General features: G+C 72.1%; 20 protein-coding genes. 8 read left to right on the forward strand and 12 right to left on the reverse strand.

The annotated features are described in order from the left end of the window. Complete coding sequence (locus AB0K60_RS11360) at positions 1 to 2,103, reverse strand: GAF domain-containing protein (RefSeq protein ID WP_364051613.1); 2,103 nt, start codon at positions 2,101 to 2,103, stop codon at positions 1 to 3. Positions 2,104 to 2,248: 145 nt separating this feature from the next. Beyond that, entirely contained in the window at positions 2,249 to 2,494 is a 246-nt protein-coding gene (locus AB0K60_RS11365) for an Rdx family protein (protein ID WP_364051616.1), read from the reverse strand. A 97-nt stretch (positions 2,495 to 2,591) separates the two neighbouring features. Here AB0K60_RS11365 and AB0K60_RS11370 point away from each other — a divergent pair, with 97 nt between their 5' ends. Further along, the gene (locus tag AB0K60_RS11370; protein ID WP_364051619.1) at positions 2,592 to 3,332 is read left to right on the forward strand and encodes a GntR family transcriptional regulator; all 741 of its coding nucleotides are present in this window, start codon (positions 2,592 to 2,594) and stop codon (positions 3,330 to 3,332) included. Between the two features lie 107 nt (positions 3,333 to 3,439). On the opposite strand, the gene AB0K60_RS11375 is transcribed toward AB0K60_RS11370, so the two are convergent. Beyond that, entirely contained in the window at positions 3,440 to 5,023 is a 1,584-nt protein-coding gene (locus tag AB0K60_RS11375) for an amidase (RefSeq protein WP_364051622.1), read from the reverse strand. A 107-nt stretch (positions 5,024 to 5,130) separates the two neighbouring features. Here AB0K60_RS11375 and AB0K60_RS11380 point away from each other — a divergent pair, with 107 nt between their 5' ends. Beyond that, entirely contained in the window at positions 5,131 to 5,640 is a 510-nt protein-coding gene (locus tag AB0K60_RS11380; protein ID WP_364051625.1) for an ureidoglycolate lyase, read from the forward strand. A gap of 288 nt (positions 5,641 to 5,928) precedes the next feature. On the opposite strand, the gene AB0K60_RS11385 is transcribed toward AB0K60_RS11380, so the two are convergent. Both AB0K60_RS11385 and AB0K60_RS11390 read right to left on the reverse strand, forming a co-directional pair. After that, entirely contained in the window at positions 5,929 to 6,873 is a 945-nt protein-coding gene (locus tag AB0K60_RS11385; protein WP_364051628.1) for an NAD-dependent epimerase/dehydratase family protein, read from the reverse strand. Between the two features lie 33 nt (positions 6,874 to 6,906). Further along, positions 6,907 to 7,263: a YrdB family protein gene (locus tag AB0K60_RS11390; RefSeq protein WP_364051631.1), complete on the reverse strand. Its 357-nt coding sequence runs from the start codon at positions 7,261 to 7,263 to the stop codon at positions 6,907 to 6,909. 120 nt (positions 7,264 to 7,383) lie between these two features. Between AB0K60_RS11390 and AB0K60_RS11395 the strand changes: the two genes are divergently transcribed. Next, positions 7,384 to 8,091 (forward strand): TetR/AcrR family transcriptional regulator, encoded by a 708-nt coding sequence (locus tag AB0K60_RS11395; protein WP_364051634.1) that lies wholly within the window; start codon positions 7,384 to 7,386, stop codon positions 8,089 to 8,091. Positions 8,092 to 8,148: 57 nt separating this feature from the next. Here AB0K60_RS11395 and AB0K60_RS11400 read toward each other — a convergent pair whose 3' ends face one another. Further along, positions 8,149 to 9,228, reverse strand: a complete 1,080-nt coding sequence (locus tag AB0K60_RS11400; RefSeq protein WP_364051636.1) for an epoxide hydrolase family protein — start codon at positions 9,226 to 9,228, stop codon at positions 8,149 to 8,151. Between the two features lie 110 nt (positions 9,229 to 9,338). On the opposite strand from AB0K60_RS11400, the gene AB0K60_RS11405 reads away from it, so the two are divergent. Further along, a complete protein-coding gene (locus AB0K60_RS11405) occupies positions 9,339 to 9,818 on the forward strand; it encodes a MarR family transcriptional regulator (protein WP_364051639.1) in 480 nt (159 codons plus the stop codon). A 434-nt stretch (positions 9,819 to 10,252) separates the two neighbouring features. Further along, positions 10,253 to 12,823: an FxSxx-COOH system tetratricopeptide repeat protein gene (gene fxsT / locus AB0K60_RS11410; protein WP_364051642.1), complete on the forward strand. Its 2,571-nt coding sequence runs from the start codon at positions 10,253 to 10,255 to the stop codon at positions 12,821 to 12,823. Between the two features lie 19 nt (positions 12,824 to 12,842). On the opposite strand, the gene AB0K60_RS11415 is transcribed toward fxsT, so the two are convergent. Beyond that, a complete protein-coding gene (locus AB0K60_RS11415; RefSeq protein ID WP_364051645.1) occupies positions 12,843 to 14,903 on the reverse strand; it encodes a glycogen debranching N-terminal domain-containing protein in 2,061 nt (686 codons plus the stop codon). 370 nt (positions 14,904 to 15,273) lie between these two features. On the opposite strand from AB0K60_RS11415, the gene AB0K60_RS11420 reads away from it, so the two are divergent. Beyond that, positions 15,274 to 15,489 carry a hypothetical protein gene (locus AB0K60_RS11420; RefSeq protein WP_364051648.1) on the forward strand — a complete coding sequence of 72 codons (216 nt, stop codon included), beginning with the start codon at positions 15,274 to 15,276 and terminating at the stop codon, positions 15,487 to 15,489. 21 nt (positions 15,490 to 15,510) lie between these two features. Here the strand turns inward: AB0K60_RS11420 and AB0K60_RS11425 are convergent, their stop codons facing one another. Together AB0K60_RS11425 and leuA are read right to left on the reverse strand one after the other, a co-directional pair. Continuing rightward, complete coding sequence (locus AB0K60_RS11425; protein ID WP_364051651.1) at positions 15,511 to 15,882, reverse strand: hypothetical protein; 372 nt, start codon at positions 15,880 to 15,882, stop codon at positions 15,511 to 15,513. A 574-nt stretch (positions 15,883 to 16,456) separates the two neighbouring features. Next, complete coding sequence (leuA, locus tag AB0K60_RS11430) at positions 16,457 to 18,169, reverse strand: 2-isopropylmalate synthase (protein WP_364051654.1); 1,713 nt, start codon at positions 18,167 to 18,169, stop codon at positions 16,457 to 16,459. Between the two features lie 264 nt (positions 18,170 to 18,433). On the opposite strand from leuA, the gene AB0K60_RS11435 reads away from it, so the two are divergent. Together AB0K60_RS11435 and AB0K60_RS11440 are read left to right on the forward strand one after the other, a co-directional pair. After that, entirely contained in the window at positions 18,434 to 18,679 is a 246-nt protein-coding gene (locus tag AB0K60_RS11435) for a DUF2630 family protein (RefSeq protein ID WP_364051657.1), read from the forward strand. A gap of 329 nt (positions 18,680 to 19,008) precedes the next feature. After that, positions 19,009 to 21,039 carry a glycoside hydrolase family 6 protein gene (locus AB0K60_RS11440; RefSeq protein WP_364051660.1) on the forward strand — a complete coding sequence of 677 codons (2,031 nt, stop codon included), beginning with the start codon at positions 19,009 to 19,011 and terminating at the stop codon, positions 21,037 to 21,039. Positions 21,040 to 21,060: 21 nt separating this feature from the next. Here AB0K60_RS11440 and AB0K60_RS11445 read toward each other — a convergent pair whose 3' ends face one another. The 3 genes from AB0K60_RS11445 to AB0K60_RS11455 form a co-directional block, all read right to left on the reverse strand. Further along, complete coding sequence (locus AB0K60_RS11445) at positions 21,061 to 23,448, reverse strand: hypothetical protein (RefSeq protein WP_364051663.1); 2,388 nt, start codon at positions 23,446 to 23,448, stop codon at positions 21,061 to 21,063. A 629-nt stretch (positions 23,449 to 24,077) separates the two neighbouring features. Beyond that, complete coding sequence (locus tag AB0K60_RS11450; protein ID WP_364051666.1) at positions 24,078 to 24,278, reverse strand: DUF397 domain-containing protein; 201 nt, start codon at positions 24,276 to 24,278, stop codon at positions 24,078 to 24,080. Beyond that, positions 24,269 to 25,090 carry a helix-turn-helix transcriptional regulator gene (locus AB0K60_RS11455; protein ID WP_364051669.1) on the reverse strand — a complete coding sequence of 274 codons (822 nt, stop codon included), beginning with the start codon at positions 25,088 to 25,090 and terminating at the stop codon, positions 24,269 to 24,271. Before AB0K60_RS11455 ends, AB0K60_RS11450 begins: the two co-directional genes overlap by 10 nt. Positions 25,091 to 25,269 lie beyond the last annotated feature (179 nt).

The raw sequence follows: 25,269 nt of genomic DNA on the forward strand, positions 1-25,269 counted from the left end.
TCACCGCGGGCCGCGGCCGTCCGCACTGTCCCCGGAGGACAACAATCCCGCCGCGGCGTCGTCCGCGAGGAAACTCGGCCGCCCCGGCTCAAGCAGCCGCAGGGCGTACAGCGCCAGGAACATCTGGAAACGCAGGCTCGGCGAGGAGAACCGGCCGCCGGTGAGCGCGTCGATCCGCGCCAGCCGGTACTTGAGCGTGTTGACGTGCACGAACAGCGCGTCGGCGACGGCCCGCAGCCCGCCCTGCAGGCAGTGGTACGCCTCCAGGGTGCGCACCAGCTCGCCGCCGGAGACGGCGTCGTGGTCGAGCAGCGGGCCGAGCTGCTCGGTGACGAACGCGCGCCAGGCCGTCTCGTCGAGTTCCAGCAGCAGGCCGTAGACGCCGAGCCGACTCACGTCGACGGGGGCGCGGTGGCCAAGCCGGCGCCCCAGGTCGGCGGCGAGCGCGGCCCGGCGGACGGCGGCGCGGAACCCGTTCGGCCACACCACCGGGGCCCCGCAGCCGACCCCGACCGCGTCCGAGCGCGTGAGCGCGCCGAGGCTCCGCGCGGCGGCCCGCGCACGCGCCTCGACGTCGCCGGCCTCCTCGTCCACCAGCGCGAGGATCCCGTGCGGGCGCAGGAAGATGACGACCTGCGGCGGCTCCCCCAGCGCGCGCCGTACGGTCTGCGCCCGGCTGCGCGCGGCGAGCGTGCCGTCCTCGCCCGCCCCGTCGTAGACGAACCAGACCGGCCGGTACGGCCGGGCCAGGTTGAGCCCGACCAGGCTCGCCCGGGGCAGCGCCTCGCGCGGGTCCACGTCGTCGTCGGCGAGCAGCAGATCAAGGACGTCGCCCCGCAGCCGGGACTCCACCTCGAAGGCGGCCTTCCACTTGGCGAGTTCGAGCGCGATGACGTGCGCGACGACGGCGAGGTCGTCCTCCGGCGGCGGGGACGGGCCGACGAGCAGGCGGCCCGGCGGGGCCTCGACCGGGTGCAGCGGCAGGTCGGCCGACACCTCGCCGGTGACGGTGCCGGCGAGCGGCGCGCCGAACCCGTCGACGACGCCGATCGGCGTGCCGCAGACGGCGCTCGCCTCGGCGACGAGCGCCTCCAGGCCGCGGTCGTTCAGGACGAACGAGACGAGGCGGTCGTAGAGCCCGGGTTCGGCCGCGCCGCGCTCGGCGTGCTCGGCGTGCTCGGCGTTGGACCCGGACGGGGTCTGCGGAAGGCGTTCCAGCGCGAGGCCGAGTTGCTCGGCGACGCTGCCGAGGTAGTGCCGCACGGCCGGATCCCGCCAGGTCGAGGCGCCGTCGGCGGACAGCAGGGCGAGCGCCCCGCAGGTGTCGCCGTCGCGGCCGAGCGGCAGGACGAACACGGCCTGGTCGGATCCGGCCTGGCCGGACCCGGTTTGGTCGAGGACCGTACCGCCGCGCAGCGCCGCCGCGAGGCGGGGGTGCACCTCGCCGCCGCCATCGGGCGCGACGAGGACCGGCTCGGCACCGTCGGCGTACAGCGCGATCGCCGCCTCGGCCTCGGGGAGCGCGACGGCGAGTTCGGCGAGCACCCGGACGCAGACCTCGGTCCGGCCGCCCGAGGCGGCCACCATGCCGCTCAGCGTGGACAGCAGGGTGGGGCCGCGCAGCCGCAGCGACAGGCGGCCGTCGCTGCGGTAGCGGGCGAGGTAGCGGGCGACCTCGTCGGCGAGCCCGCGCAGCAGGTCCCGGTCGGCGGGGCCGTAGCCGCGCGGGCCCGCGGTCTGCACGTTGAGCACGCCGAGCAGTTCGCCGCGGTGGCAGACGGGCACCGCGAGGATCGACCGGTAGCGGCTTTGGTCGAAGCCGGGGATGATCTTGAACTGGGGTTCGTCCGTGACGTCCGCCGCGGACACGGGCGAGCGCCGCAGGGCCGCCTCCCCGCTGATCCCCTCGCCCAACGCGAGGGTGACGAACCCGATGGCCGACCGGGCCAGCCCGTGCGTCGCGGCCAGGACCAGCCGCTCCCGGTCGCGATCGTACGCGTACAGGGTGGCGACGTCGGTGCCCATGCGGCGGGCGATGCGGGCGACCACCGACTGCAGGCCCTCGTCGACCTCGAGGCCGTCGATCTCGTGGAGCGCCAGCAAGCCCCGGTTCCCGCCCTGCCGCCGCCGACGGCGTGAGCGCCGCCTGGTCATCTCCGCCATAACGGCAAAGTACGCAAAACGTATTGCTCGTATATTTCTGCGGTGTTAGCGCTTGATTCGGGGAGGATTCAGGGCAAACCCAAACTCAGCCGAGCTGGGCGAACGCGGCCTTGACCAGTTCGTCCACCTCCGGGAAGCGTCCCTGCTCGGCCTTGGAGAACAACACGGTGTCCCCGAGGGCCACCTCGTAGACGCCTCCGGTGCCCGGCACGAGCGTCAGCCCCGCGACCGACTCCGCCAGCGGCCGGAGCAGTTCGGCCGCCTGCCACAGCGCCCTCGGCAGGTAGTCGCACGGGACGCAGTACGTGATCGTTATCGATGGCTTGTCCATGCGCCCGACGCTACGAACGCCGCCCGCCGCGCGATATGTCCCCGCCGGACAAGACGGCGTCGGCATGGTTGGCCTTGGGGTTGGTTAGGGTGCTGGCATGCGCAGGCGGAGTCAGGGTGCCGGGCGGAAGGCGCAGAGCCTCACCGACCGTCTGGAGAAGGTGCTCGAAGGCGCGGCCAGGGACGGGCAGCCGATGCCCGGCGAACCCGCCCTCGTGTCATCCCTGTCGGCGAGCAGGCCCGCCGTGCGCGAGGCGCTGATCCGACTGGAGGAGCGCGGCTACCTGCGCCGCCGCCAGGGGGCGAGCACGGTCGTCAACCGATCCGCCCTGGACATCCCGGCCCGCTTCGACGAGCAGATGGAGCAGTCCGAGCTGATCGCCTCGATGGGACGCACCCCTCGCGTCGAGGTCGTCTCCCACGCCACCCGCATGATCACCCCCGAGGAGTCCGACGCGTACGGCGTGCCGCCGGAGACGAAGGCGCTGACCACCACGAAGATCTGGTACGCCGACGAGGTCCCGGTCATGCTCGCCACCGACACCGTCCCGATCCCACACGGCTCGGCCCCTCCGGACGGCATCGACCCCGCCATGTCCCTGTTCGACCTGGCCGAACTGGTCGGCGGCGAACGCGTCGAATGGGAGATCGCCTGGCCCGGCGCCGACGCCCTCGACGACGAGAGCTCCCGCCTCCTCCGCCGCCCCCTCGGCGAACCCGCCCTCACCCTCCGCCTGACCGGCGTCCGCCACAGCGGCGCCACCGCCTACTGGGCCTCCGAGGCCCACGTCCGCGACGCCTTCCGTTACGCCCTCGTCCGCTCCGTCCGCCGCATTTGACCCCGGCACGGACGCCCTCGACCAGGAGAGCTCCCGCCCCCTCGGCGAACCCACCCTCACCCTCCACCTGACCGGCGTCCGCCGCATCTGACTCCGCCGGGCCCGTGTCAGTCCGGCAGGAGCGACACGTGCGCCAGTTCGACCTTCCACCCGTCCGCGTGGCGGACCCACGTCTGGGTCTGGCGTCCCCGTCGCCCCGAGCCGGTACGCGTGAACTCGGTGGCGGCGACGCCCACGCCCGGGGCGATCAGCCGCACGTCGTAGCGGAGGAGTTCGCGTTCCAGGTCGGTGGCCGGGCGGGAGCGGCGGAAGGCGGCGATCTCGTCGGCGCCGTAGGCGGCGTCCGCCGGGCCGTACCGGATGGTGTGCGGGCCCGGGGCGAACAGGTCGATGAGGACCGGGACGTCGTTGGTGACCAGCGCCTCCTCGTAGCGGTAGAAGGCGGTGAGGAGCTCCTCGCGCTCGGCGTCCGGGGGCTCGGGCAGCCAGGCGGCGGGGACCGCCTCGGCGAGGTCGAGGAGCAGCCGGTCCGCGCCGGGCGGGCCGAGCAGCGAGACGCCGACGGGGGCGCCGTCGGCGTCCTGGGCCAGCGGCAGGCCGATGACGGGGGCGCCGGTGAGGCCGGCGAGGCTGGTCAGCCGCATGGTGTGGGTTCGGACCAGTTCGTTGGCCGCCAGCGCGTCGGGGTCTGCGGCCACCAGCGGGTCGCGGAGCGGGGCGGCCCCGGCGGCGCTCGGCAGCACGATGACCGCGCCCTCCGCGAGGAGGTGGTTGAGGCGCGCGGCGAGTTCGGCCCGCCGTCGCCGGGCCTCGGCGAGCGTGATCGCGCCGGTCGTCGCCCCGGCGCGGAACCTGGCCTCGATCTCGGGGGCGAGCGCGCCCGGGTTCGCCTCGATCCAGGCGCCGTGCTCCGCCCACGCCTCGGCGGCCTGGATGGTGCGGAACACCGTGAGCCATTCGTGCAGCGGCGTGCCGAGGGAGGTGCGGCGCAGCGGCAGCGACCAGGCGTCGGCGAGCCGGCCCGCGCAGTGCGTGATCGCCGACGCGACGTCGGCGGGGACCTCGGCCAGGGTCTCGTCGAGCACGACGACCCCGGCGGGGGACAGCGTGTCCGGCGCGGGCGGCAGCAGGACGCGGCCGACGTCGGCGGCGGTGCGGACGTCGGCCGCGAACCAGCCGACGGTGTCGAAGGACGGCGCGAGCGGGAGCACGCCGTCGAGCGGCAGGGCCCCGTGGGTGGGCCGTACCCCGACGAGGCCGCAGTAGGAGGCGGGCACCCGGACCGAGCCCCCGGTGTCGGTGCCGAGCGCGAACGGGACCAGCCCGGCGGCCACGGCGGCGGCGGATCCGCTGGAGGAGCCGCCCGTGACCCGGTCGGGGCAGCGGGGGTTCACCGGGACCGGATAGTGGCGGTTGATCCCGCTGAGGCTGAACGCCAGTTCGTCGGTCTGCGTCTTGCCGGCGCAGGCCGCCCCGGCGGCGAGGAGCGCGGCCACCACCGGGGCGTCGTGCTCGGCCGGTTTCCGCTCGGCGAGCAGCGCCGGATTGCCGCCGCCGGTGGTCTGACCGGCCACGTCGATGAGGTCCTTGACGGCGAACACACGACCGCTAAGCGGGCCGGTCGGCGTGCCCGGCCCGGCCGGGCGCAGGATGCGCGGACCCACCCGGAGCGCGTTCCACTGGTCGCCCATGAGCGAGACCTCCTTCGATCCGGTTACGCCACCACTCCTACCACAACATGTCTGACAAGTGCTACGGTCGATCGCGTGCCAGCCACTCCTCCGAGCCCGGAGACGCCATGACGACCCTCACCACCCACCGGATCACCGCCCGGCCGCTCACCCCGGAGGCGTTCGAGCCCTTCGGCGCCGTGCTGGCCGCGACGCCGGACGGCGCCCTGTTCAGCGAGCAGGAGGCGCTGCTCGACCTGTCCCGCGGCACCCCGCGCTTCTACGTGATGTCCCTGACCGACAAGCCCCCCGCGTTCACCGGCATCACCCGGCACCGGGCGGTCACCCAGGCGCTCGCCGCGGTGGGCGGGCGGCCGTGGCTGCTCGCGGTCGCGCCGCCGTACAACGTGGACGACCCCGACGCCGTGCCGAGCCTCGACGACATCACGGCCTTCCGGATCCCGGGGGACGTGGCGGTGCTGCTGCGCCGCGGCACCTGGCATTCCGGGCCGTTCTTCGACGGCGAGCAGATGTCGTTCTTCAACCTCGAACTCGCCGACACCAACCAGGTCGATCACCACACCTACCGGCTCGATCGCGAGCTCGGCGTCAAATGCGAGGTGGTCGCGCCGTCCTAGAACGCCCGGACGTACCCGGCGAACCGCGCTTTTCGCCGGGGCCGCATCCTCCATCGGCCGACGCCATGCTCTCGGCGGCCCGCAGGAGCCGGTCGGCGGCCTGATGGACCAGCGCTCACGCGCTCACCGGCGGGCACGACATCCCATCGGCGCATCAAGACCCCTGACCACCGGCGAGGGCACGGTCTGACCATAGGACCCAAGCAGCGGTCCAGGCGGCGAGAGTGCGTACTCACCAGCGGCTGCCGGGCACCGAGTCCGCCTGCAGACCGCCCCCGGTGGCTCCCATCAGGCGGCGGCGGTCTCGCGGGCGCGCCACCAGGCGATGGTCTCGGTGAGGCCCTCGTCCAGCGGCGTCGGGGTCATGCCGAAGGTGGCCTGGAAGGCCGAGGAGTCCAGCAGGTAGGGCCGGTCGAACTGGTAGCGGGTCTCCCCCAGCTCCCGCATCATCGGTGACACCAGCCCGGCCGTACGGCGCAGCCACTCGGGCAGCACCTGGATCCGAGGCGCCGGAGCGCCCGTCAGCTCGCTCACCCGTTCGGCGACCGCCCGGGCGGTGACGGCGGGAGCGGTGGGGATGTGCCAGGGCCGGCCCCAGGCGCGCTCGTCCACGGCGGCGATCTCCAGCGCGCGGGCCACGTCGGGCGCGTACGTCCAACTGTGCGGCTGGTCCGGGTCGCCGACGAACAGCGCGGGCCGGCCGGCCAGCAGCCTGGGGATGAAGCGTTCGCCCAGGTGCGACTGGTCGAGGCAGCCGGGCCCGTAGTAGTCGGAGCCGCGTACCTCCACGACCCTGACCCTGCCCGCCTCGTGCGCGGCGAGCGCGTCGGCCCACATCCGGGCGCGGACGCGGCCCTTGACGCCGGTGGCGGCGAGCGGCAGGTCCTCGGTGAGCGGGCCGTCGTGGGGGCCGTAGCCGTACAGGTTGCCGAGGATGACCAGGACGGCCCCGGACGTCTCGGCCGCGGACAGCATCGAGGCGGCCATGGGCGGCCAGTCCGTCTGCCAGCGCCAGTAGCGCGGGTTGACGCAGTTGAACAGGGCGTCGGCGCCCTTGGTGAGCTCGGCGAGGCGCTCGGCGTCGGCGACGTCGGCGGCGACGCGGCGGATGCCCGGCGCTTTCGGGCCGGAGCCCGACCGGGTGACGACGGTGACCTCGTGGCCGCCCCCGGCGAGCCTCTCGGCCAGGTGCGAGCCGATCTGGCCGGCTCCGGCGATGACGTAGGTGCTCATGTGGTTTCCTTTCCGGTACGGGCGCTCGCGTGGTCACCGCCAGGCGAGCCCGCCGTGCCAGGTGATCCTGAGTGCGGCGTTGACGAGGTACAGAGCGGTGAAAACGGCGGCCGCGGCGGGCGACCCGGCGGCGATCAGGGCCACGGCCCCGCCGCCGAACCAGGCGATCTCAAGGCCCGCCCGCGCGAGGCCGCGCAGCCGGACTCTCGCTTTCGGCGCGGCGAGGAGTCCCCACACCGTGGCGAACAGCAGCGGACCGCCGAGCCCGGCGAGCAGCTTGACCGGCAACGCGGCGGCCAGGGTGAAGCCCCAGCGGCCCACGGCCAGGTAGACGGCGATCTCCAGCAGGAACATCAGGCCGAGATTGGCGCCTTTCGCCATGTCGCGCATCGCGACTCCCTTGATTCCACCGCTCCGTTACGAGAGCAATGCTCTCTTATTGGAGCAGGAGTGTCAAGAGCAGTGCTCTCGTTTATTGCCAGCGCTCTCCATCGGGGTAGGATGCCGGGCATGAGCGCGAGCCGTACCGCACGGGAAAGAGCCAGGGCCGAGCTGACCCGGGAGATCAAGGACGCCGCGCGGCGGCAACTCGCCGTGGAGGGGGCGGCAGGCCTGTCCCTGCGGGCGGTGGCGCGCGAACTGGGCATGGTGTCCTCGGCGATGTACCGATATTTCCCCAGCCGGGATGATCTGCTCACCGCGCTGATCATCGAGGCGTTCGAGGCCGTCGGCGACGCGGTGGAGGCGGCGGACGCGACCCGCCCCCGCGAGGACCTGATCGGGCGGTGGCTGGCCTGCTGCCGTGCGGTACGCGAATGGGCGCTGGCCCACCCGCACGAGTACGCGCTCATCCACGGCACCCCCGTGCCCGGCTACGTGGCCCCCCAGGACACGGCGGCCCCCGCCGCACGCCCCGGGGTGGTGCTCGCGGGCGTGATGCGCGACGCCGCCGCCGCGGGCGTGCTCGCGCCGTTCACCGGCCTGCCGCCCGCGCCCCCCTCGTTCGCGCGGGACGCGGACCGCCTGCGCGAGCAGATCTTCCCACCGGTCGGCGACGACGTGATCCTGCGCGCCCTGATCGCCTGGACGTGGATCTACGGGGCGGTCAGCTTCGAACTGTTCGGCATGTACAACACCGTCATCTCCGATCCGGCGCAGGCCTTCGACCATGGCGTCCTGTGCATGGCCCGGATGGTCGGCCTGCCGCTCCCGCAGTAGCCGCGGCATCGACAGCGGGGGGCTCAGGAGCCCGCCGCCGCCCCTGGCGCATGCGGGTCACGCGACCTTCTCGAAGAACCTCCGGACGTCCTCGGCGAACGGCCCCGGCACCTCCATCGCAGCGAAGTGGCCGCCGCGCTCGAACTCCGACCAGTGCCTGATGTCGTACAGCCGCTCGGCCAGGGGCCGCACCGACTGCGTGATGTCGTACGGGAGCACCGCCACGCCCACCGGCACCGGGCACCGGCCCGTGCCCCGGGAGGTGTCGTGGTGCAACCGCGCCGAGGAGGCCGCCGTGGCGGTCAGCCAGTACAGCGAGACGTCGGTGAGCAGGCGGTCGTCGCCGACGGGCGTGCGGGGGTCGGTCCACTGCGCGAACCGCTCGGCGATCCAGACGAGCTGGCCGACCGGCGAGTCGGTCAGCGCGTACCCGATGGTCTGGGGGGTGAGGGCCTGCAGGGCCTGGTACGGCGGGCGGTTCGCCATCAGCCGCCGGACCTTCTCCAGCCGCGCCTCGTCGGCCGGCGACAGTTCGACGCCGGCGTCCGGATCGGGCCGGGTCGGAAGGTAGTTGACGTGGACCCCGGCGACCCGCTCGGGCGCCACCGCGCCGAGCGCCAGGGAGATGCCCGCGCCGAAGTCGCCGCCCTGCGCGCCGTAGCGCTCGTATCCGAGGCGGCGCATCAGCTCCGCCCAGGCCCGCGCGATCCGCACGACGTCCCAGCCGCGCTCGTGGGTCGGCCCGGAGAAGCCGTACCCCGGGAGGGACGGGATCACCAGGTGGAAATCGCGCGACAGCGGCTCGATGACGTCGAGGAACTCCAGGAACGAGCCGGGCCAGCCGTGGGTGAGGATCAGCGCGAGCGCGCCGGGCTTCGCGCACCGGACATGGACGAAGTGGATGTTCTGTCCTTCGATCTCGGTGGTGAAGTGCGGCAGTTTGTTGAGCTCGGCCTCGTGCGCGCGCCAGTCGTACGTGGTCCGCCAGCGTTCGGCGAGCTCTTTGAGCCGCGCCAGCGGGAAGCCGTAGTCCCACCCGGCGTCGGCGACCTCGTTGGGCCAGCGGGTACGCGCCAGCCGGTCGGCCAGATCGTCGAGGTCGGCCTGCGGGATGTCGATGCGAAAGGGCTTGATCATGGTCCCGACTCCAGGGATTCGTTCGGTAGGTAAACGTTAGTTAGCCAAACGTTTGTCGCCCTAACGATAACACAATCGTTAGTGGCCCGAACGATCGGTAGACTTGCCCCATGGAGAACCCGTCCGAGGAGACGACCTCCCGGTGGGAGGGCCTGCCCAGTTGGCTGCTCGGCCAGACCGCCAACCACGCGCGACGGCTCTTGGGCGACGGGTTCTCGTCCGTCGGCGCCCGCGGCTACCACTACCGGCTGCTGGCGACGCTGGAGGACGCGGGCCCGGCCAGCCAGGCCGAACTGGGGCGCCGCAGCGGCATCCACCTCAGCGACATGGTCGCGACGATCAACGAACTCGCCCGGGACGGCCTGGTCGAACGCGCCCCGGACCCCGCCGACCGCCGCCGCAACATCATCTCGCTGACCCCCGAGGGCACCCGGCGGCTACGTCTTCTGGAGAAACGGCTCGCCGAAGTCCAGGACGAACTGCTGGCACCGCTCTCCCCCGATGAGCGGCAGCGGTTCACCGAGCTGCTGTCCAAAGTGCTGGATCACCACAACAGACGATCCGGCAGCCCCGAAGAACCGTGGCGCTGACCGCCGAAGGCGCGGGCGGGCCTTCCCGGTCCCCGACGGCGTGACCCCCCCCCCCGCGCCGGCGCGGCTGGACCCGAACCCGGCAGGGATGATCGGCCCGAGCCGTCCGGCAGCCGTCAGTTCGCCGTCGTGCCGTGCCTCCGGTCGTACGCCTCGCCCCCGGTCGTACGCCTCGCGCGCGGCGGCGATCGACCACGGTGCCACTCGCCCAGCGGGTGAGGCCGAGCAGGGTGTCGTAGAACTCACGAGCGCCGGCATCCTGCGCGGCCGAGCCACCCACAGGACACGCGAGGAGGACCCCTCCATGAGGGAAATCTCGGGAACGGCAAGCAAGATGTAGCGACGGAGTTTCCCCAAATACCACCACACCATGACGAAGTGACGTAAATTACAGTCAATCTGTCAAATGGGGAAAACGCCTTGAGGTGATGGCGGTGGCAAGGCGCTCCGACGGGGGCCGCCGCAAGCCGACCCGGCCGGAGACAGCGTGGGCGTCGATCGCCGCGATCATCGCCGGGTTCGGAGCGTACGCCTCGGTCCTGGCACAGGTGGACGGGCCTCTGAACGGCGCCCGGCTGGCGTGGACCGTCATCGCGGTCATCGGCACGGCGGCGTTCACCTTTCTCTCCATGACCCTGGGCTCCGCGATCGTCGGCGCGCAAACCGGGCCCCGCCGGACGGAAATCGGCCGGCCCGCCCCGGCGATTATGGACACCACGATCACCAATTTGCCGCCGCGTAATCCCAATTTCGTCGGCCGGGCGGAAATGCTGGAGGATCTGCGCCGCCGGATGAACTCCGGCGAACGCCGCTCCCAGGCCGTGTGCGGCCTCGGCGGCGTCGGCAAGACCCAGGTGGCGCTGGAGTACGCGCATCGCTTCCAGGACTCCTACGACATCGTCTGGTGGATCCACGCCGAGCAGCCGGCCTCGATCATCGAGGCCCTGCTCGGCCTGGCCCGCGCACTCGGCCTCTCCGAGATCGCCAATCAGGCGGATCTGCTCGCCGCGCTCCAGAGCACCCTGCGCGGCCGCCGCCGCTGGCTACTGATCTTCGACAACGCCGAGGACGTCGGCGTCCTGGCCGCGTACTGGCCGCCCGGCAACGGTCACGTGCTCGTCACCTCGCGCGGCGGCGACTGGAACGATCTCGTCGCGGACAGCGTGCGGATCGGCGTGCTCAGCCGGGCGGAGGCGGTGGAGTTCCTGTGCAGGCGCGCGCCGAGCCCGGACCGCGACGCCGCGGCCGACCTCGCGCGGGAACTGGGCAACCTGCCGCTCGCCCTCGCCCAGGCCGCCGCCTACGTCAACCGCACCGGCACCTCCCTCGCCGACTACCACGAACTGCTCCTCGACCGCTGGAGCGAGATCAGCGGCATCGGCCGCCCCTGGGACTACGGCGAGACCATCGCCACCACCTGGGAGATGTCCGTCGGCAAGGCCGAGGAGCGCGCCCCCGGCTCCCGTGACCTGCTGTCGCTCATCGCCTGTCTCGCCCCCGACGACATCCCCCGCGGGATGATCCACAGACGCGCCGCCACGCTGCCCGCCCCGCTGCGCGGGCTGGTCGCCGACCGGGTCGCCTACGATCGCATGATCATGGAACTGGCCGGGTACTCGCTGCTGTCGGCCGGCGCCGACCGGCTCGACGTCCACCGCCTGGTACAGCTCACCCTGCGCGAGAACCTGACCGAGGCGGAGGCGGCCCGTTGGGCCGAGCACGCCCTGGCGCTGCTGGAGGCGGAGTTCCCCACCGTCGTCACCCGGCCGCGCACCTGGCCGCTCTGCGCCCGGCTGCTTCCGCACGTGCTCGTCGTGTGCGGACACGCCGAGCGGTACGGCGTGGCCCGGGCGGCCTGCGGGCGGCTGCTCCACCTGGCCGCCCACTACCTGCACTGGCGTGCCGACTATGACCAGGCGCGGGAGCTGTTCGAGCGCGCGCTCGCCCTGCGGGAGAACGCGTTCGGCCCCGAGCACCCGGAGGTGGCCGAGACGCTTTCGGAACTGGCCCGGCTGTGCTTCCACCGCGCCGAGCTGGACGCCGCCCGGCGTCACGTCGAGCGCGCGCTCGCCATCCGGCAGGCGGCGCTCGACGACCGTCGCCCGCACCACTGTGCGGACGGCGACCTGGTGGCGGAGGATCTGGTGCACCTCGGCCGGGTGCTGCGCGAGCAGTCGGACCTGCCGGGCGCGCGGGAGGTCACCGAGCGGGCGCTGCGGCTGCGGGAGGACGCCCACGGGCACGACGACCCCAAGGCGGCGGAGTACGCCGACCTGCTCGGCATCATCCTGTGGCGCCTGGGTGATCTGGAGGGCTCCCTGCGCGCGCACGAGCGATCGCTGCGCACGCTCACCGCCGCGTACGGCCCCGATCATCCGGAGGTGGCGACGTGCCGGAAACATCTGGGGGTCGTCTGCCGCGACCTGGGCCGGCTGCTCGACGCCGAGCGCCATCTGGAGAGCGCCGCCGCGATCATGACGCGGGAGTTCGGGGACGAGCACCTGGAGACCATGACCGTGCTCGTGCGGCTGTGGGACGTGCGCCGCCGCCTCGGGGACGCCGCCGGGGCGCGCGAAAACCTGGAGCGCCTGGCCGACAGGCGTGCGGACCGCCTCGGCGAGCATCCCGACGTGGCCCTGTGCCTGGTGTGCCTGGGCGCGGCGCTGCGGGACCAGGGCGAACTCGAGCCCGCCCGGGCCGTCCTCGATCACGCGCTCGCCATCTACACCCGCATCTACGGCCACGAGCATCCCTACCGCGCCGAGGCGCTGATGGTGCTCGGGCCGGTGCGCTATCTCCTGGGCGAGGCCGTCGAGGCCCGTCGTACCCTGGAGGACGCCCTCATGATCTTCGAGAAGGCGTACGGCCCCGAGCATCCCTGCGTCGCCGACGCGCTGGAGTGCCTCGCCCCCATGGTCGCGGCCGCGGGCGATCAGGCCCGCTCGGAGGCCTATGTCAGACGCCACCTGGAGATCCGCGCCCGCGCGGCGGGATGCGACCCCTGACCTCGGATCGCGCCTCGGATCAGGACAGCACGAAGCGCAGGTCCCCCGGCCCCGTCAGGACGCTGGGGCTGCCATCGGCGGCGATCCGCACCGACAGCGGCTCACCCGCGACGGTGAGGCCGACGATGTCGATCGCGCCGAGCGGCCAGGGACGCACCGGGCGGATCTCGATCCGGCGGTTCGGCACGTCGGGCCGGATCCCCGCGAGCGCGATCAGCATGTGCACCACGGCGGCGGCCGCCCACGCCTGCGGGCGGCACGCGCCGGGATACGGCAACGGCTCCTCGCCCTCGGCGCACCCTTCGCCGGACCACAGTTCGGGCAGGCGGTGACCGAACCCGGCCGCGGCCCGCGACACGCCCGCGAACAGCGCCGCCGCCGTCCCGCCGTGACCGGAGGCGGCGAGCCCGGACACCGCGATCGCGGTGTCGTGCGCCCACACCGAGCCGCAGTGGTAGCTGATCGGATTGAAGCCGGGGTGCGTGCCGGACAGGGTGCGCAGGCCGCACCCCGAGTCCATGTCGGAGCCGGCCAGCCGGTCCGCGACCAGCGCCTCCTCGCCCGGATCGAGCAGGCCGAGGCCGAGCAGGTGGCCCATGTTGGACGCCACGCCGTCCACCGGCCGCTTGCTCGCGTCGAGGGCGATCGCTATGTACGGCCGCGCCTCGTGCCGGACCCAGAACCGTTCACGGAACCGCTCGCGCAGCCGCGCCGCCCACTCCCGCCAGGCGTCCGCGCCCGGCCGGCCGAAGGCCGCGAGCAGATCCGCGCCGTCGACGGCCGCCCGGTAGGCGTATCCCTGCACCTCGGCGAGTGCGATGGGCGGTTTGGCGAAGGCGCCGTCCGCGAACTGGATGGCGTCGGGCGAGTCCTTCCAGCCCTGATTGGCGAGGCCGGTGGCGCCGCCGTTGATGTACTCGCAGAATCCGTCGCCGTCGGGGTCGGCGTCGGTCCGCAGCCAGGTGAGCGCCCGCTCGGCGGCGGGCAGCAGCCCGGCGACCCGCTCGGCGGGCAGGCCCCACCGCCACGCCTCGGCGAGCAGGCTGACGAACAGCGGGGTGGCGTCGATCGTGCCGTAGTACAGCGGGGGCAGCGCCAGGCCCTCGTAGGGCGTGGTCGCGGTCCTGCGGACCTCGTGCACGATCTTGCCGGGCGCCTCCTCGGCGACGGGGTCGTAGCGTTCGCCCTGGCGGCGGGCGAGCGCTCGCAGCGTGCCCTCGGCGAGACGGGTGCCCAGGGGCAGGAGCATGCGGGCCGTCCAGATCGCGTCGCGGCCGAACAGGGTGAGATACCAGGGCGCGCCCGCCGCCGCGAACACCTCCTCGGGGTGCGCGGCGTCGGCCAGCATCAGTTCACGCAGGTCGGCCAGGCTCCGCTCCCACCATCCGACGAGCCGCGAGTCGCGGGAGCGGACCACCGGCGAGCCCAGCACCTCGCCGTCGGCTCGGGCGAAGGAGCCCGGTCCGGCGACGCCGGACGGCGTGTGATCGATGCTCAGCGCGAGCGTCCACTCCTGCCCCCGCTCCACGGTGACCGACCAGCTCAGCGTCTGCGCCTCGGCGTCCACCTCGTCCGGCCCTGGCACCGCGGTGATGGTCGCGGTCCCGCCGTCGTCGTCCCAGCGCATCCCATCCGGGACCGGCGCCGCGGGCAAGGGGGCCGGCGGCCGGCCCGACCGGATGCGCGACAGTTCCGCCAGATCGCTGCCCGCCTCCACGCGCACCCGGCAGGACAGCCGCTGCCTGCCCAGATTGCGCAGGATAATCGTTTCGGACAGGGCGTTCGCGTCGCGAATCCGCCTGATCGTGACAACCGGGCCGGTGACCTGGTCGAACGGCGTCCGATGCACGCCCAGGAACTCCGCGCCGGCCGCGCCGAGCAGCCGGTGCCGCAGCGGCTCGGGCTCGCGCCCGTCCACCGTCACCCGCAACCGGCCCACCAGGCGGCGGTCGGAGTGGTAGAAGCCGTCCAGCGCCGCCTCGCCGATCTGTCCCGTGGCGCACGACAGCGCCATCGACGGCGCGGCCACGCAGATCACCGCCTCGCCGACCATCGGCTCCGGTACCCATTCCCGGTCCATCCGCACGACCTCCGCCTCGCCAGGGGTGTACGTCCGCCCACAATCGGTAGCCGACGCGTCCCGCCGACGACGAGAACGGAAATCGATCCACTGCTGACGAGGCGGTCGTACTCACAATGTAGATCCCGGCGTTTCGAGCACGAAGGGCCGGCGCCAACCTGTCCCCCGATGGTCGGCCCGAGCCGTCCGGCAGGCGTTCCCCGCAGGACGAGGCTTCACACCCTGCGCCGCCCCAGCCCGCGGGAGCTGTGCGGCCGGGTCGGCGCGGGAAACGCGCACAGGGAGTGTGAGGTTGGTCAAGGCGGGCGGCCGTGCGCCTGCGGGCCCCACCTTTGACGACCGCCGTAACCGCTACGGCGCGAGGAGGAAAGTGCTCAGGCGGCAGCGCGTTCCGATCGGGGACCGCGTCCTCGCCGAGGGCTCGGGCATCGCGTGGACCCGGGTTTACGGGGCGATCGACTTCGAGCCGTTCGGCATGTATCGCAACGTGGTCGTCGGCTGCGCGGCCGCCTTCGATCACGGCGCGCTATGCGTGGCCCGCATGATCGGCCTGCCTCTGCGAGCGGGGCGGAAATCCCCGGCGTGAGTCAGATCACCGAGAAATCATTTAGAAAATCTCTATCGCCGTGATCGCGTGAATCGGAGGTTTCGGATAAGGGTCGTACGGACGGCCGGGCTCGAGAATCATCCTGCTTTGGCTCGGGCTGTTGACGGTTTCGTAGTACCAGATGCTCACCCGGTTCCTGCCGGGGTCGATGTAGTTCACGCCGTAGATGGCCAGGCCGTTCAGGAAGCCCGCGTTGGCGAAGCAGTGCTGGTTCGTGCCCTGGTAGTTCTCGATGTACAGAAGCTGATCGGGGTTGCGGTAGATACAGTTCTTCGACGTTTTGTTGATGGCGAACGCGGGGGCGTTGATGCTCACGGCGATGGCCAGTGCGGCGGCGCCGGCGAGGGCGGCCTTCAACGCTGAAGATTTCATCGGACTCCCTTTCGTGACACCCAAAGCGGGTGCCGCTTTCGTCCCAGAGCCGAGACGACCTTCGGCTCGATCTCGATGAGCTAAACACAGGGATTGATCGGCCGCAATGCGTTTCATTAAATTTCATAGCCGACCCGCAGCGTTTTCGATGGTGAACGCGCGGGCGGCGAACGTTCCAAATTTTTGAATTAGCACGTGGGCCGGGGAAAGGGCACCGGCGTCGTCTCGCCGCGGCGGCGGCCGGACACTTCGGGTCCCGCCCGGCGGCCACCACGACCACGGCGGCGCGCGAGAGCGAGGGGTGCGCGGGCGGCAGGGTCCGATCGGGGCGTGTCCTCGTCGACGCCGCAGACACGTGCGATCACGGCAGCACACGCCAAAAGGCGCCGGGCACGGCGGCCGGAAGGAGGAGCGTCTCACTCGTTTCGCCGCCGTGCCCGGCGCCCGCAGAGCCCGGATATGGCGATGTTCGTGCCGTACCTGAGATCGGCCGGACCCGCCGTCCGCCGTGGTCCGCACCCGGCGACACCCGCCGGATCGCGCGCCGACCGGCTCGGGTCAGCAGCTCAGCTGGTCAGCGGGACGCCCGGTTGACGGCCGACAGCACCGCCTTGAGGGAGGCGGTGACGGTGTTGGAGTCGATGCCGACGCCCCACAGGACGCGGTCGCCCACCTGGCACTCGATGTAGGCGGCGGCGCGTGCGTCGGTGCCCGCGCTGAGCGCGTGCTCGGTGTAGTCGAGCACGCGGACCTCGACGCCGACGCCGCGCAGCGCGTCGACGAAAGCCGAGATCGGTCCGTTGCCGACGCCCGTGATCTCGCGGATCTCGCCGTCCACGCGGACGTCGGCGCCGATGCGGTCCCGGTCGTCGCCGGTGGAGTCGGTGCGGTGGGCGAGCAGGCCGAAGCGGCCCCACGGCGCGGCCGGGTTCGGCAGGTACTCGTCGGTGAAGATGCTCCACATCTCGGCCGGGGTGACCTCGCCGCCTTCGGCGTCGGTGCGGGCCTGGATCACCTGGGAGAACTCGATCTGCAGGCGGCGGGGCAGGTCCAGCCCGTGCTCGGCCTTCATGATGTAGGCGACGCCGCCCTTGCCCGACTGGCTGTTGACCCGGATGACCGCCTCGTAGGTGCGGCCCACGTCCTTGGGGTCGATCGGCAGGTACGGCACCGCCCACCGGAAGTCGTCCACCGGCACGCCCGCCTCGGCGGCGTCCCGCTCCAGGTGCTCGAAGCCCTTCTTGATGGCGTCCTGGTGGGAGCCGGAGAACGCGGTGTAGACCAGCTCGCCGCCGTACGGGTGGCGGGGGTGCACCGGCAACTGGTTGCAGTACTCCACGACCCGGCGGATCTCGTCGATGTCCGAGAAGTCGATCATCGGGTCGATGCCCTGCGAGAACAGGTTCATGCCCAGCGTGACCAGGCAGACGTTCCCGGTGCGCTCGCCGTTGCCGAACAGGCAGCCCTCGATGCGGTCGGCCCCCGCCATGTAGCCCAGCTCGGCGGCGGCGACGGCGGAGCCGCGGTCGTTGTGCGGGTGCAGCGACAGCACGATCGAGTCGCGGCGGGCCAGGTGGCGGTGCATCCACTCGATCTGGTCGGCGTACACGTTGGGGGTGGCCATCTCGACCGTCGCCGGCAGGTTGATGATGACCTTCTTCTCGGGGGTGGGCTGCCAGATCTCGGTGACGGCGTCGCACACCTCGACCGCGTACTCCAGCTCGGTGCCGGTGAACGACTCCGGCGAGTACTGGAAGAAGATCTGGGTGTCGCCCATGTCCTCGGCGAGCTTCTTGCACAGCTTGGCGCCCTCGACCGCGATGGCGGTGATGCCGTCCTTGTCCTGCCCGAACACGACGCGGCGCTGCAACGTGGAGGTCGAGTTGTACAGGTGCACGATCGCCTGCTTGGCGCCGCGCAGCGACTCGAAGGTGCGCTCGATCAGCTCCGGCCGGGCCTGGGTCAGCACCTGCACGACCACGTCGTCGGGGATGCGGTCCTCCTCGATGATGCGCCGCACGAAGTCGTAGTCGGTCTGCGAGGCGGCCGGGAACCCTACCTCGATCTCCTTGTATCCCATGCGTACCAGCAGCTCGAACATTTTCAGCTTGCGGGCCGAGTCCATGGGGTCGATCAGCGCCTGGTTGCCGTCCCGCAGGTCCACCGCGCACCACTGCGGGGCCCGGTCGATGACCTTGTCCGGCCAGGTGCGGTCGGTCAGCTTGACCGGGGTGAACGGCTGATAGCGGTGGAACGGCATGCCACTGGTCTGCTGCTGCGGATACACGATTGCTCTTCCTTGTCGGTGTCGATCTGGTCAACGGATCGGGACCGGCGGCGGCACGCGTACAAAGACACTCACGGAATCAGAGGAGTCGCCACCGGACGGGGCGGCCGACGCGCAAGGCTCGCACCGCGACGAGGGAGCCGACCTTGATCTACAGGCCCTCGCCGCGGCGGCTAAGGAGCAGCCCGCGCAGCATACGTAGAACCGTAGCAGATTCCGCGCGGCGCTAATGTCAAGGGGGACCTACTTCGAGGAGACCACCTGATGAACGACGGCGATATCCTCTCGCGCATCCACGACCTCATCGACGAGGAGCACCGGCTACGCGAACGGCTCAGAAGCGGCGAAGTGACCTCCAACGAGGAAAACGCCCGCATCCGCGAGCTGGAGACCGCTCTCGACCAGTGCTGGGACCTACTGCGCCAGCGCCGCGCCCGCCGCGACGCCGGCCAGGACCCCGACGGCGCCTCGGTACGGCCCGCCCGCGAGGTGGAGGGCTACCGTCAGTAACCCGGACATACGCCGCAGGGGACCTCCCCTCGCCCAGGAAAGGCCCTCGGCGCGGCCGCTCGCATGACACCGCGGCACCGCCCGCCAGATGGCGGGCTAACGCCAGGGCCCGGATGTACGCCGCAAGGGACCTCCCCTCGCCCAAGAGCAGCCGTTTAGCGTGATCGTTCGCATGGCACCTCGCCCGGCGACGGCGTGGACCGGGAGCGCCGGGCTGAGCATGGCCGTCGGACCGACGTCGCGCGGCACGTCCGGTGCGGCGCTTCGACGTCGTCGATACGGTCGTTTCGGTGGCCGGGCACGGCGGGGCGGATTACGATCCTGTCTCGATGGACGGTGTCCTCTTGGACGGCGACCCGACACAGGTCGCCCGGTACCGCATACTCCGTCGCCTGGGCGAGGGCGGCATGGGGGTCGTCTATCTGGCCGAGACTCCGCTCGGCGAGCGGGTCGCCATCAAGCTCATCCACCGGCATCTGGCCGCCGATGTCGCCTTCCGGCGGCGGTTCCGGCGGGAGGTGGACGCGGCGCGACGGGTCGCCCGATTCTCCACGGCGGCGGTGCTCGACGCGGAGGTGGAGGGCCACACGGCCTATCTCGTCACCGAGTACGTGCCCGGCCCCACCCTGCTGGAGGCGGTGCGCACGCGCGGCCCGCTGAGCGGCTCGGCTCTGGAGGGGCTCGCGGTGAGCATGGCGATGGCGCTGCAGGCCATCCACGCCGCCGACGTGGTGCACCGGGACTTGAAGCCGTCGAACGTACTGCTGTCGCCGGTCGGCCCGAAGGTGATCGACTTCGGGCTGGCGCAGCTCGCCGACGCCGCGACGCAGTCGATCGCCGTGCTCGGCACGCCCGCGTACATGTCGCCGGAGCAGGCGCGCCGGGGAAAGGTGACCGCCGCGTCGGACATCTTCTCCTGGGGCGGTGTGGTGACGTTCGCCGCCACCGCCTCGCCGCCGTTCGGCACCGGATCCGGGCAGGACGTGCTGTACCGGGTCGTGCACGACGAGCCGGAGCTGCCGCCGATCGGCGGGGTGCTGGGCGAGCTGGTGGCGCGGGCGCTGGCCAAGGATCCCGCGAAACGGCCGACGGCCGGGGAGCTCGTGGACGCCCTGGCCAACGGGCACACCCGTAACCTGACCGACCCCCTGCCACCGCCGCCGGCGCGGCGCGCCCGCGTCCGCCTGCCGCTGCGGCGGGTGGCGGTGTGGGCGGGCGCGGCGGCGCTCGGGCTGGTCGCCGCGGGAGCGCTGGCGGCCGTACAGGGCGATGACGGCTCGGCTGTGGACCCGCCCCCGCCGGTGGCGACGGGCGAGAACCCGCTGCGGGGCGGGGCGGTGGCGCTGCACGCGCGTGCCGACACCGACGCGGCGCGGCAGGCCCGGATCTGGGAGGCCGAGGGCAGGGCCGGGGACGCCGCGCTGATGCGCGCGCTCGCCGAGGTTCCCCAGGCCACGTGGCTCGGCAAGGGCACACCGGACGAGGTCGGCCGCATCGTGCGCGACACGTTGGCCGAGGCGGGGCGGCAGGGCCGCGTCCCGGTGTTCGTGACCGATTTCGTGCCGATGCGCGACTGCTGGAACGGCGGCGCGGAGAGCGGCGCGGCGTACCGGGCGTGGATCGACGGCGTCGCCGGAGGCATCGGCGACGGCCGGGCGGTGGTCGCCCTCGAACCGGCCGGGCTGTCGCGGGCCCCGGGCACCCCCGAATGCCCGCGCGGCGGCGAGCAGGCCCTGCGGCAGCGCCTGGACGACCTGACGTACGCCGTGACGAAGCTGGGCGGCCTGGCGCGCACGGCCGTGTACCTGGACGGCGGCCTGTCCGACTGGCCGTCCCTGGAAGCGTCCGCGCAACGCCTGGCCGAGGCCGGAATCGCCCGCGCCGACGGCTTCTACCTCAACCTGACCGGCTACCGCCCGACCCCGGAGTCGATCGCGTGGGGGGTACGCCTGTCCAAGTGCGTCCACCTGCGCCTCTCCTCACCGGAAGCGGCCTGCTCAGCGGACGCGTTGGACGCCGTCCCCGACGACACCCCGGCCCTCCCCCGCTTCGTCATCGACACCAGCCGGAACGGCAAGGGCGAGTGGCGTCCCCCGCCCGGCCGCTTCCCCGACCCGCAGGAGTGGTGCAACCCGCCCGGCCGCGGCGCGGGCGCCCGCCCCACCACCGCCACCGGCCACCCCCTGGCCGACGCCCTGCTCTGGCTCAACAGCCCCGGCTACTCCTCCATGCGCTGCCTCCGGGGCACGGCAGGCCCCGCGGATCCTGTCTACGGCATCGTCACCCCCGAGGCGGGCCAGTGGTGGCCCGACCTCGCCCTCGACCGCGCCAGGAACGCCGTGCCGCCCCTCACCGGCTAGCTCCGGGCATCGCACCGGACGTCAGAGGGACCCGGCGAGGAAGATCACCGCGCTGCCCAGGAGAAGGAGAACGACCACGACGCCGGCCAGGAGCGCGAACTCGCTGAACCGCCCGCCGCCTTGGCTAGGCTCCTTCAGGGCGACGGCCAGCGTACGGCGAGGTCGCGGCGGAGCGACGGCCGGTTTCGGCACGGGCGCGGTGACAGGTCCCGTCGCGGGCGCGGCCGGCCGATAGTTGTCCAGCCACACCCGGGCCCCGCCGTTGACGACCACCACCTCCAGCAGCGCCTCCCGTATCGCCTCGGGCGTGCCGGGCTCGGCGGCCAGCTTCACGGCCTGCAGCAGCACGGCGGGGTCGTCGTCGGTGAACGCGTGCGCGGTAAGCCCCCGCAGCACCCGCTCTGCCTCCTGCTCGGAAAGCATCGCCGCCAGCCGCTCCCGGAAGAATCCCCCGGCCACAAACAATGCCCTGAGCTCCGCCCGGCTCGCCTTACCACCCTGCTCGGCCGCCGCCGCGATGTCGTCGACGATGCCTTCCATCTCCGCCGCCGTGCCCGCGGCCCCTAGCCGCTCCACCAACTGCGGCATCGGCTCGGACACCCGCCGATGGACCGTACCCGCACTCGCCGATCGCGTCAGCGGCGCCGTCTCGGCCTCCGCCTCCTCCATACCGATCGTCTCGCCCACGTCCACCAGGGACACCGCGCCGGACGCGGACGGCGCGGCCTCGGCCGCGGTGTCGGTCCCGGTCCCGGTCTCGGTGTCGGTCCCGGTGTCGGTCCCGGTGTCGGTGTCGGTGTCGGCCTCAGACTCGGCCACGCCTGAGCCGACGGCGGAGACATCATCCGCCGGATGATCCTCTCGCTCCGTTCCACCGACAACCGCCGGCTCTCCGGCCGGAGCGGCCTCCGGAGCCGAATACGCCACCGGAGCACCGGCCACGACAGGCGACTCCTCCGCCGAGGAAGGGCCATCGCCCGCGCTCCCTGATCTTGGTGGGGGGACCAGCGTGCCATGCGCGGCCACCCGCACGTCTTCAGGCCTCACCTCACCAGGCGAGGACTCTCCCGGCCCGGCCTCCCGTACTCGAACCCCGCTCGGCTCCGGCCCGCTCCACCCCTGCTCTCCGGGGCGCCGCTCCTGATCGCCCTCCTCACCCACCTCCGGCTCTACCGGCACATCCCCACCCGGCCCAGGCGCAACACGAGGACCAACCGCCCGGAACAACGCCGTCCGCCCCTGCTCCCCCGGACCCGCCCCTTCCGGGGCATGCCCCTGACTGCCGGGATCGGCCTGAGGCGGGACCGCCGGGAACGGCTGGGACGACGCCTCGTAAGGCCGACGGGTGCGGGAGGCGGGACGCTCGAAGGGGTAAGGCTCTCGAGGCCGGGGGGCGGACGGGGACGGGGGGCCGGTATCCGAGGGGTGGGGGTCGGTACGGCGGAGGGCGGAGACGTCGGGCAGGCGGCGTTCCACGGTGGGCTCGCCCTCCTCGCTGACGCCGGGAACATCGCCGGCCACGGGGACGCCCATGCCCTCGGCGAAGGCGAGGAGGCGTGCGATGCGTTTGGGCTCGCCGAGCCTGCCCCGGGCCGCCCCCGTACGGCGCAGCAGCAAACCGACGCTCTCGGCGGATCCGCGCAGGTAGGCGTCGAGGAGAACGTCCGCGGCACGGAGGCAGGGGTCGTCCCCGGGCGGGGGTGGGCCGGTCAGGTCGAGGCGGAAGTGACTGGGCTGAAGGCGGCTGTGCCGCCACTCGTCGAGGAATACGAACCTGGGAAGGCGGGAACGCACGTCATCGGCCTCCGCCGTGGAGAACGTCCAATAACGTCCGCTCCCATCACCGACAACATCACCGAGCAGGTCCATCAGGCCCCACATGAGCGCCTTGGGCGGGGCGCCCGGCGAAAGACGGCACGAGAAGCCGCGTCCGGGATCGCGTAGAACCTCCGCCGTCAGACGACGCAGCGCATCGTGCGGGGGCCTCCGAGCCCGCGCCATGACCTCGTCCAGCATGCGCGGCGTGAGCGGCGGCAGGCGGTCGGCGTCGATCGGGCCGTCCCGGCCGCCCGGCGCGGGGACGAGCCCCTGCCAGAGACCGGCCGTGACCAGCACCTCCCTTGGCTCGAACCGCGCCCCCTCCCCGATGTAGGCATAGGTCGCGAGCGGCGCCGCCGAACCGGAATCAGGCACAGGCGACCGGTGCAACACGATCACCTTGTCCCCCCACACCAGGCGGCACACGCTCCCCCCGCCCTCGGTGCCCACACCCGCACGCGGCTCGGCGAGGCTCACCAGCCGCCCCTCCCAGCGCGCCCGCTCCCCCGCGTCCTCAAACGAGGACCGGCGCAGCCCAAACCCCGCCCCCTGCCCCCGGCCGAACATCAGCCAATCGACCCGGCCGCCCATCACTCCGCCTTCACCGATCGCACATCGCCCGTCTCCGGGCGCGGAGGCGGATACATCGCCCCTGCCTTTTGACGGCCGCGCACCGCCAATCGGCACCATGGACGTGCATGTGCGGTGCCGTCCAGACGGAGGCCGCGCACCGCCCAGCCAAAGCGCGTGGGCAGCCACACCGCGTTCACCGCGTCACTGCCACACACCGCCGACCCAAAGCCCCGAAACAGACGAGTCGGTCCCACCGCGAATAGACCGCCCGTCGTGGCACGCACCGTCTTCTCCGCGGCACAAGTCCCTCGTCCCTCGTAGCGTCGTGACGAAAAGAGCCGACGACGCCCCGCGCCCACGCGAATCCGCCCATACACCGAGCCCTCCCCGAGGACGTACCGACAGGCGCGACAAATCCTCAGCGGGCCGTACCGCCCATGCTCCGTCAACCAGAGCAACGGCGCGGCTTCGGCCCGGGTTCCTACAAAAGCTTTTCCAGCGCGGGGTCAACTCATTCATGTTTCGGCTTGGACCACGACCAGTCCAGGTACCGTCCGGCCAACAGAGCCCGCGAGCCATCTCCTCGAAGCTGGTGCCGACAGTAGAGCCCTCGACCGACGCCGAGGGCTCTCGGGGCTGATGGCCGGTCAGGGATTGAGCTCCCCATTCTTTAGATCAGCGAGGAAGGCCGCCCACTCGCCGGGCTGGAAAATAAGCGCCGGGCCACCGGGGTCCTTGCTGTCGCGCACGGCGACAACGCCAGGCAGATTGGTGGCGACCTCCACGCAGGTTCCCTCGTTGTCGCCGGACCGGGTGGACTTGCGCCAGTCCGCGTTGGTCAGGTCCATCGGTTACCCATCTCCTTGATCAATTCGAGCGATGGGCGCTCAGGTAGCGCCGCCGCGCGGAGACGGTTCCAGCGGCTGAGGACGCGGGCGAGGATACTGCGGTCTCCGGCGGTGCGCCCATCAGGGGTGGAGTCCAGATACGCAGCATACGCGCTGCCGTTGATGATGGCGATCTCGAAAGCACCCATGAGACCGGCTGCGCTCTGCGAGGCGTAGGGCACGATCTGAATGGTCACCCCGGGCCTCACGGCGATTTCCAGAAGCCGGTCGAACTGCTCGCGCATCAAGGCGGCACCGCCATACCACCGGTGCAGCGCACCCTCGTCGATCAGGCCCAGGACCAGCGGGCCCCGGTCGCGGGTGACGAGCGTCTGACGCTGCATCCGGCGATGCACTCTCGCGTCGACCTCATCAGGGGTGATGCCCGGCGCGTCCTCGAAAATCTTGCGTGCGTACGCCTCGGTCTGGAACATGCCGGGGATCAGCATGGGGCTCCAGATGTGCAACTCGTCCGCCTTCTCCTCGGCGGCCCGATAGTCCCGGACGTGCGGCGGGGCGGTCTCGAAGCGGATGTTCCGATAGAGCTGCTGGAACTCTCCCTGCAGGCCGAACACACGATCAAGTTCGGCGGCGAACCGCTGATCGGGTGCGCGGTAGGTCGTTTCGATGTTGCCCACCGTGCTGGTCGCCACCAGAAGCAGCTTCGCGAGGTGCTTCTGCGTCCATCCCTCCCGCAGGCGATGCTTTCGCATCTCGAAGGCGAAGCGGTGTCTGGGGGACTGCTCCGGGTCGATCTCCACGGGGTTGGCCATCGTCGCCTTCTCTCGTCTCCACGCGCTTCCACACGAATCACACGCAGGACCACGCACCTGAGTGTGAGATCGCGTGATTGATCTGGCTACCAATCGTAACGCGCAATGACACTCTTGGTAATGGAAACGCTACTAATAGGCATAAGAGAAGGTCAGGGCATGGTTGATCGTCCGGTCGC

The sequence above is a fragment of the Thermopolyspora sp. NPDC052614 genome, assembly GCF_040678635.1.
In the GTDB taxonomy this organism is placed as follows: domain Bacteria; phylum Actinomycetota; class Actinomycetes; order Streptosporangiales; family Streptosporangiaceae; genus Thermopolyspora.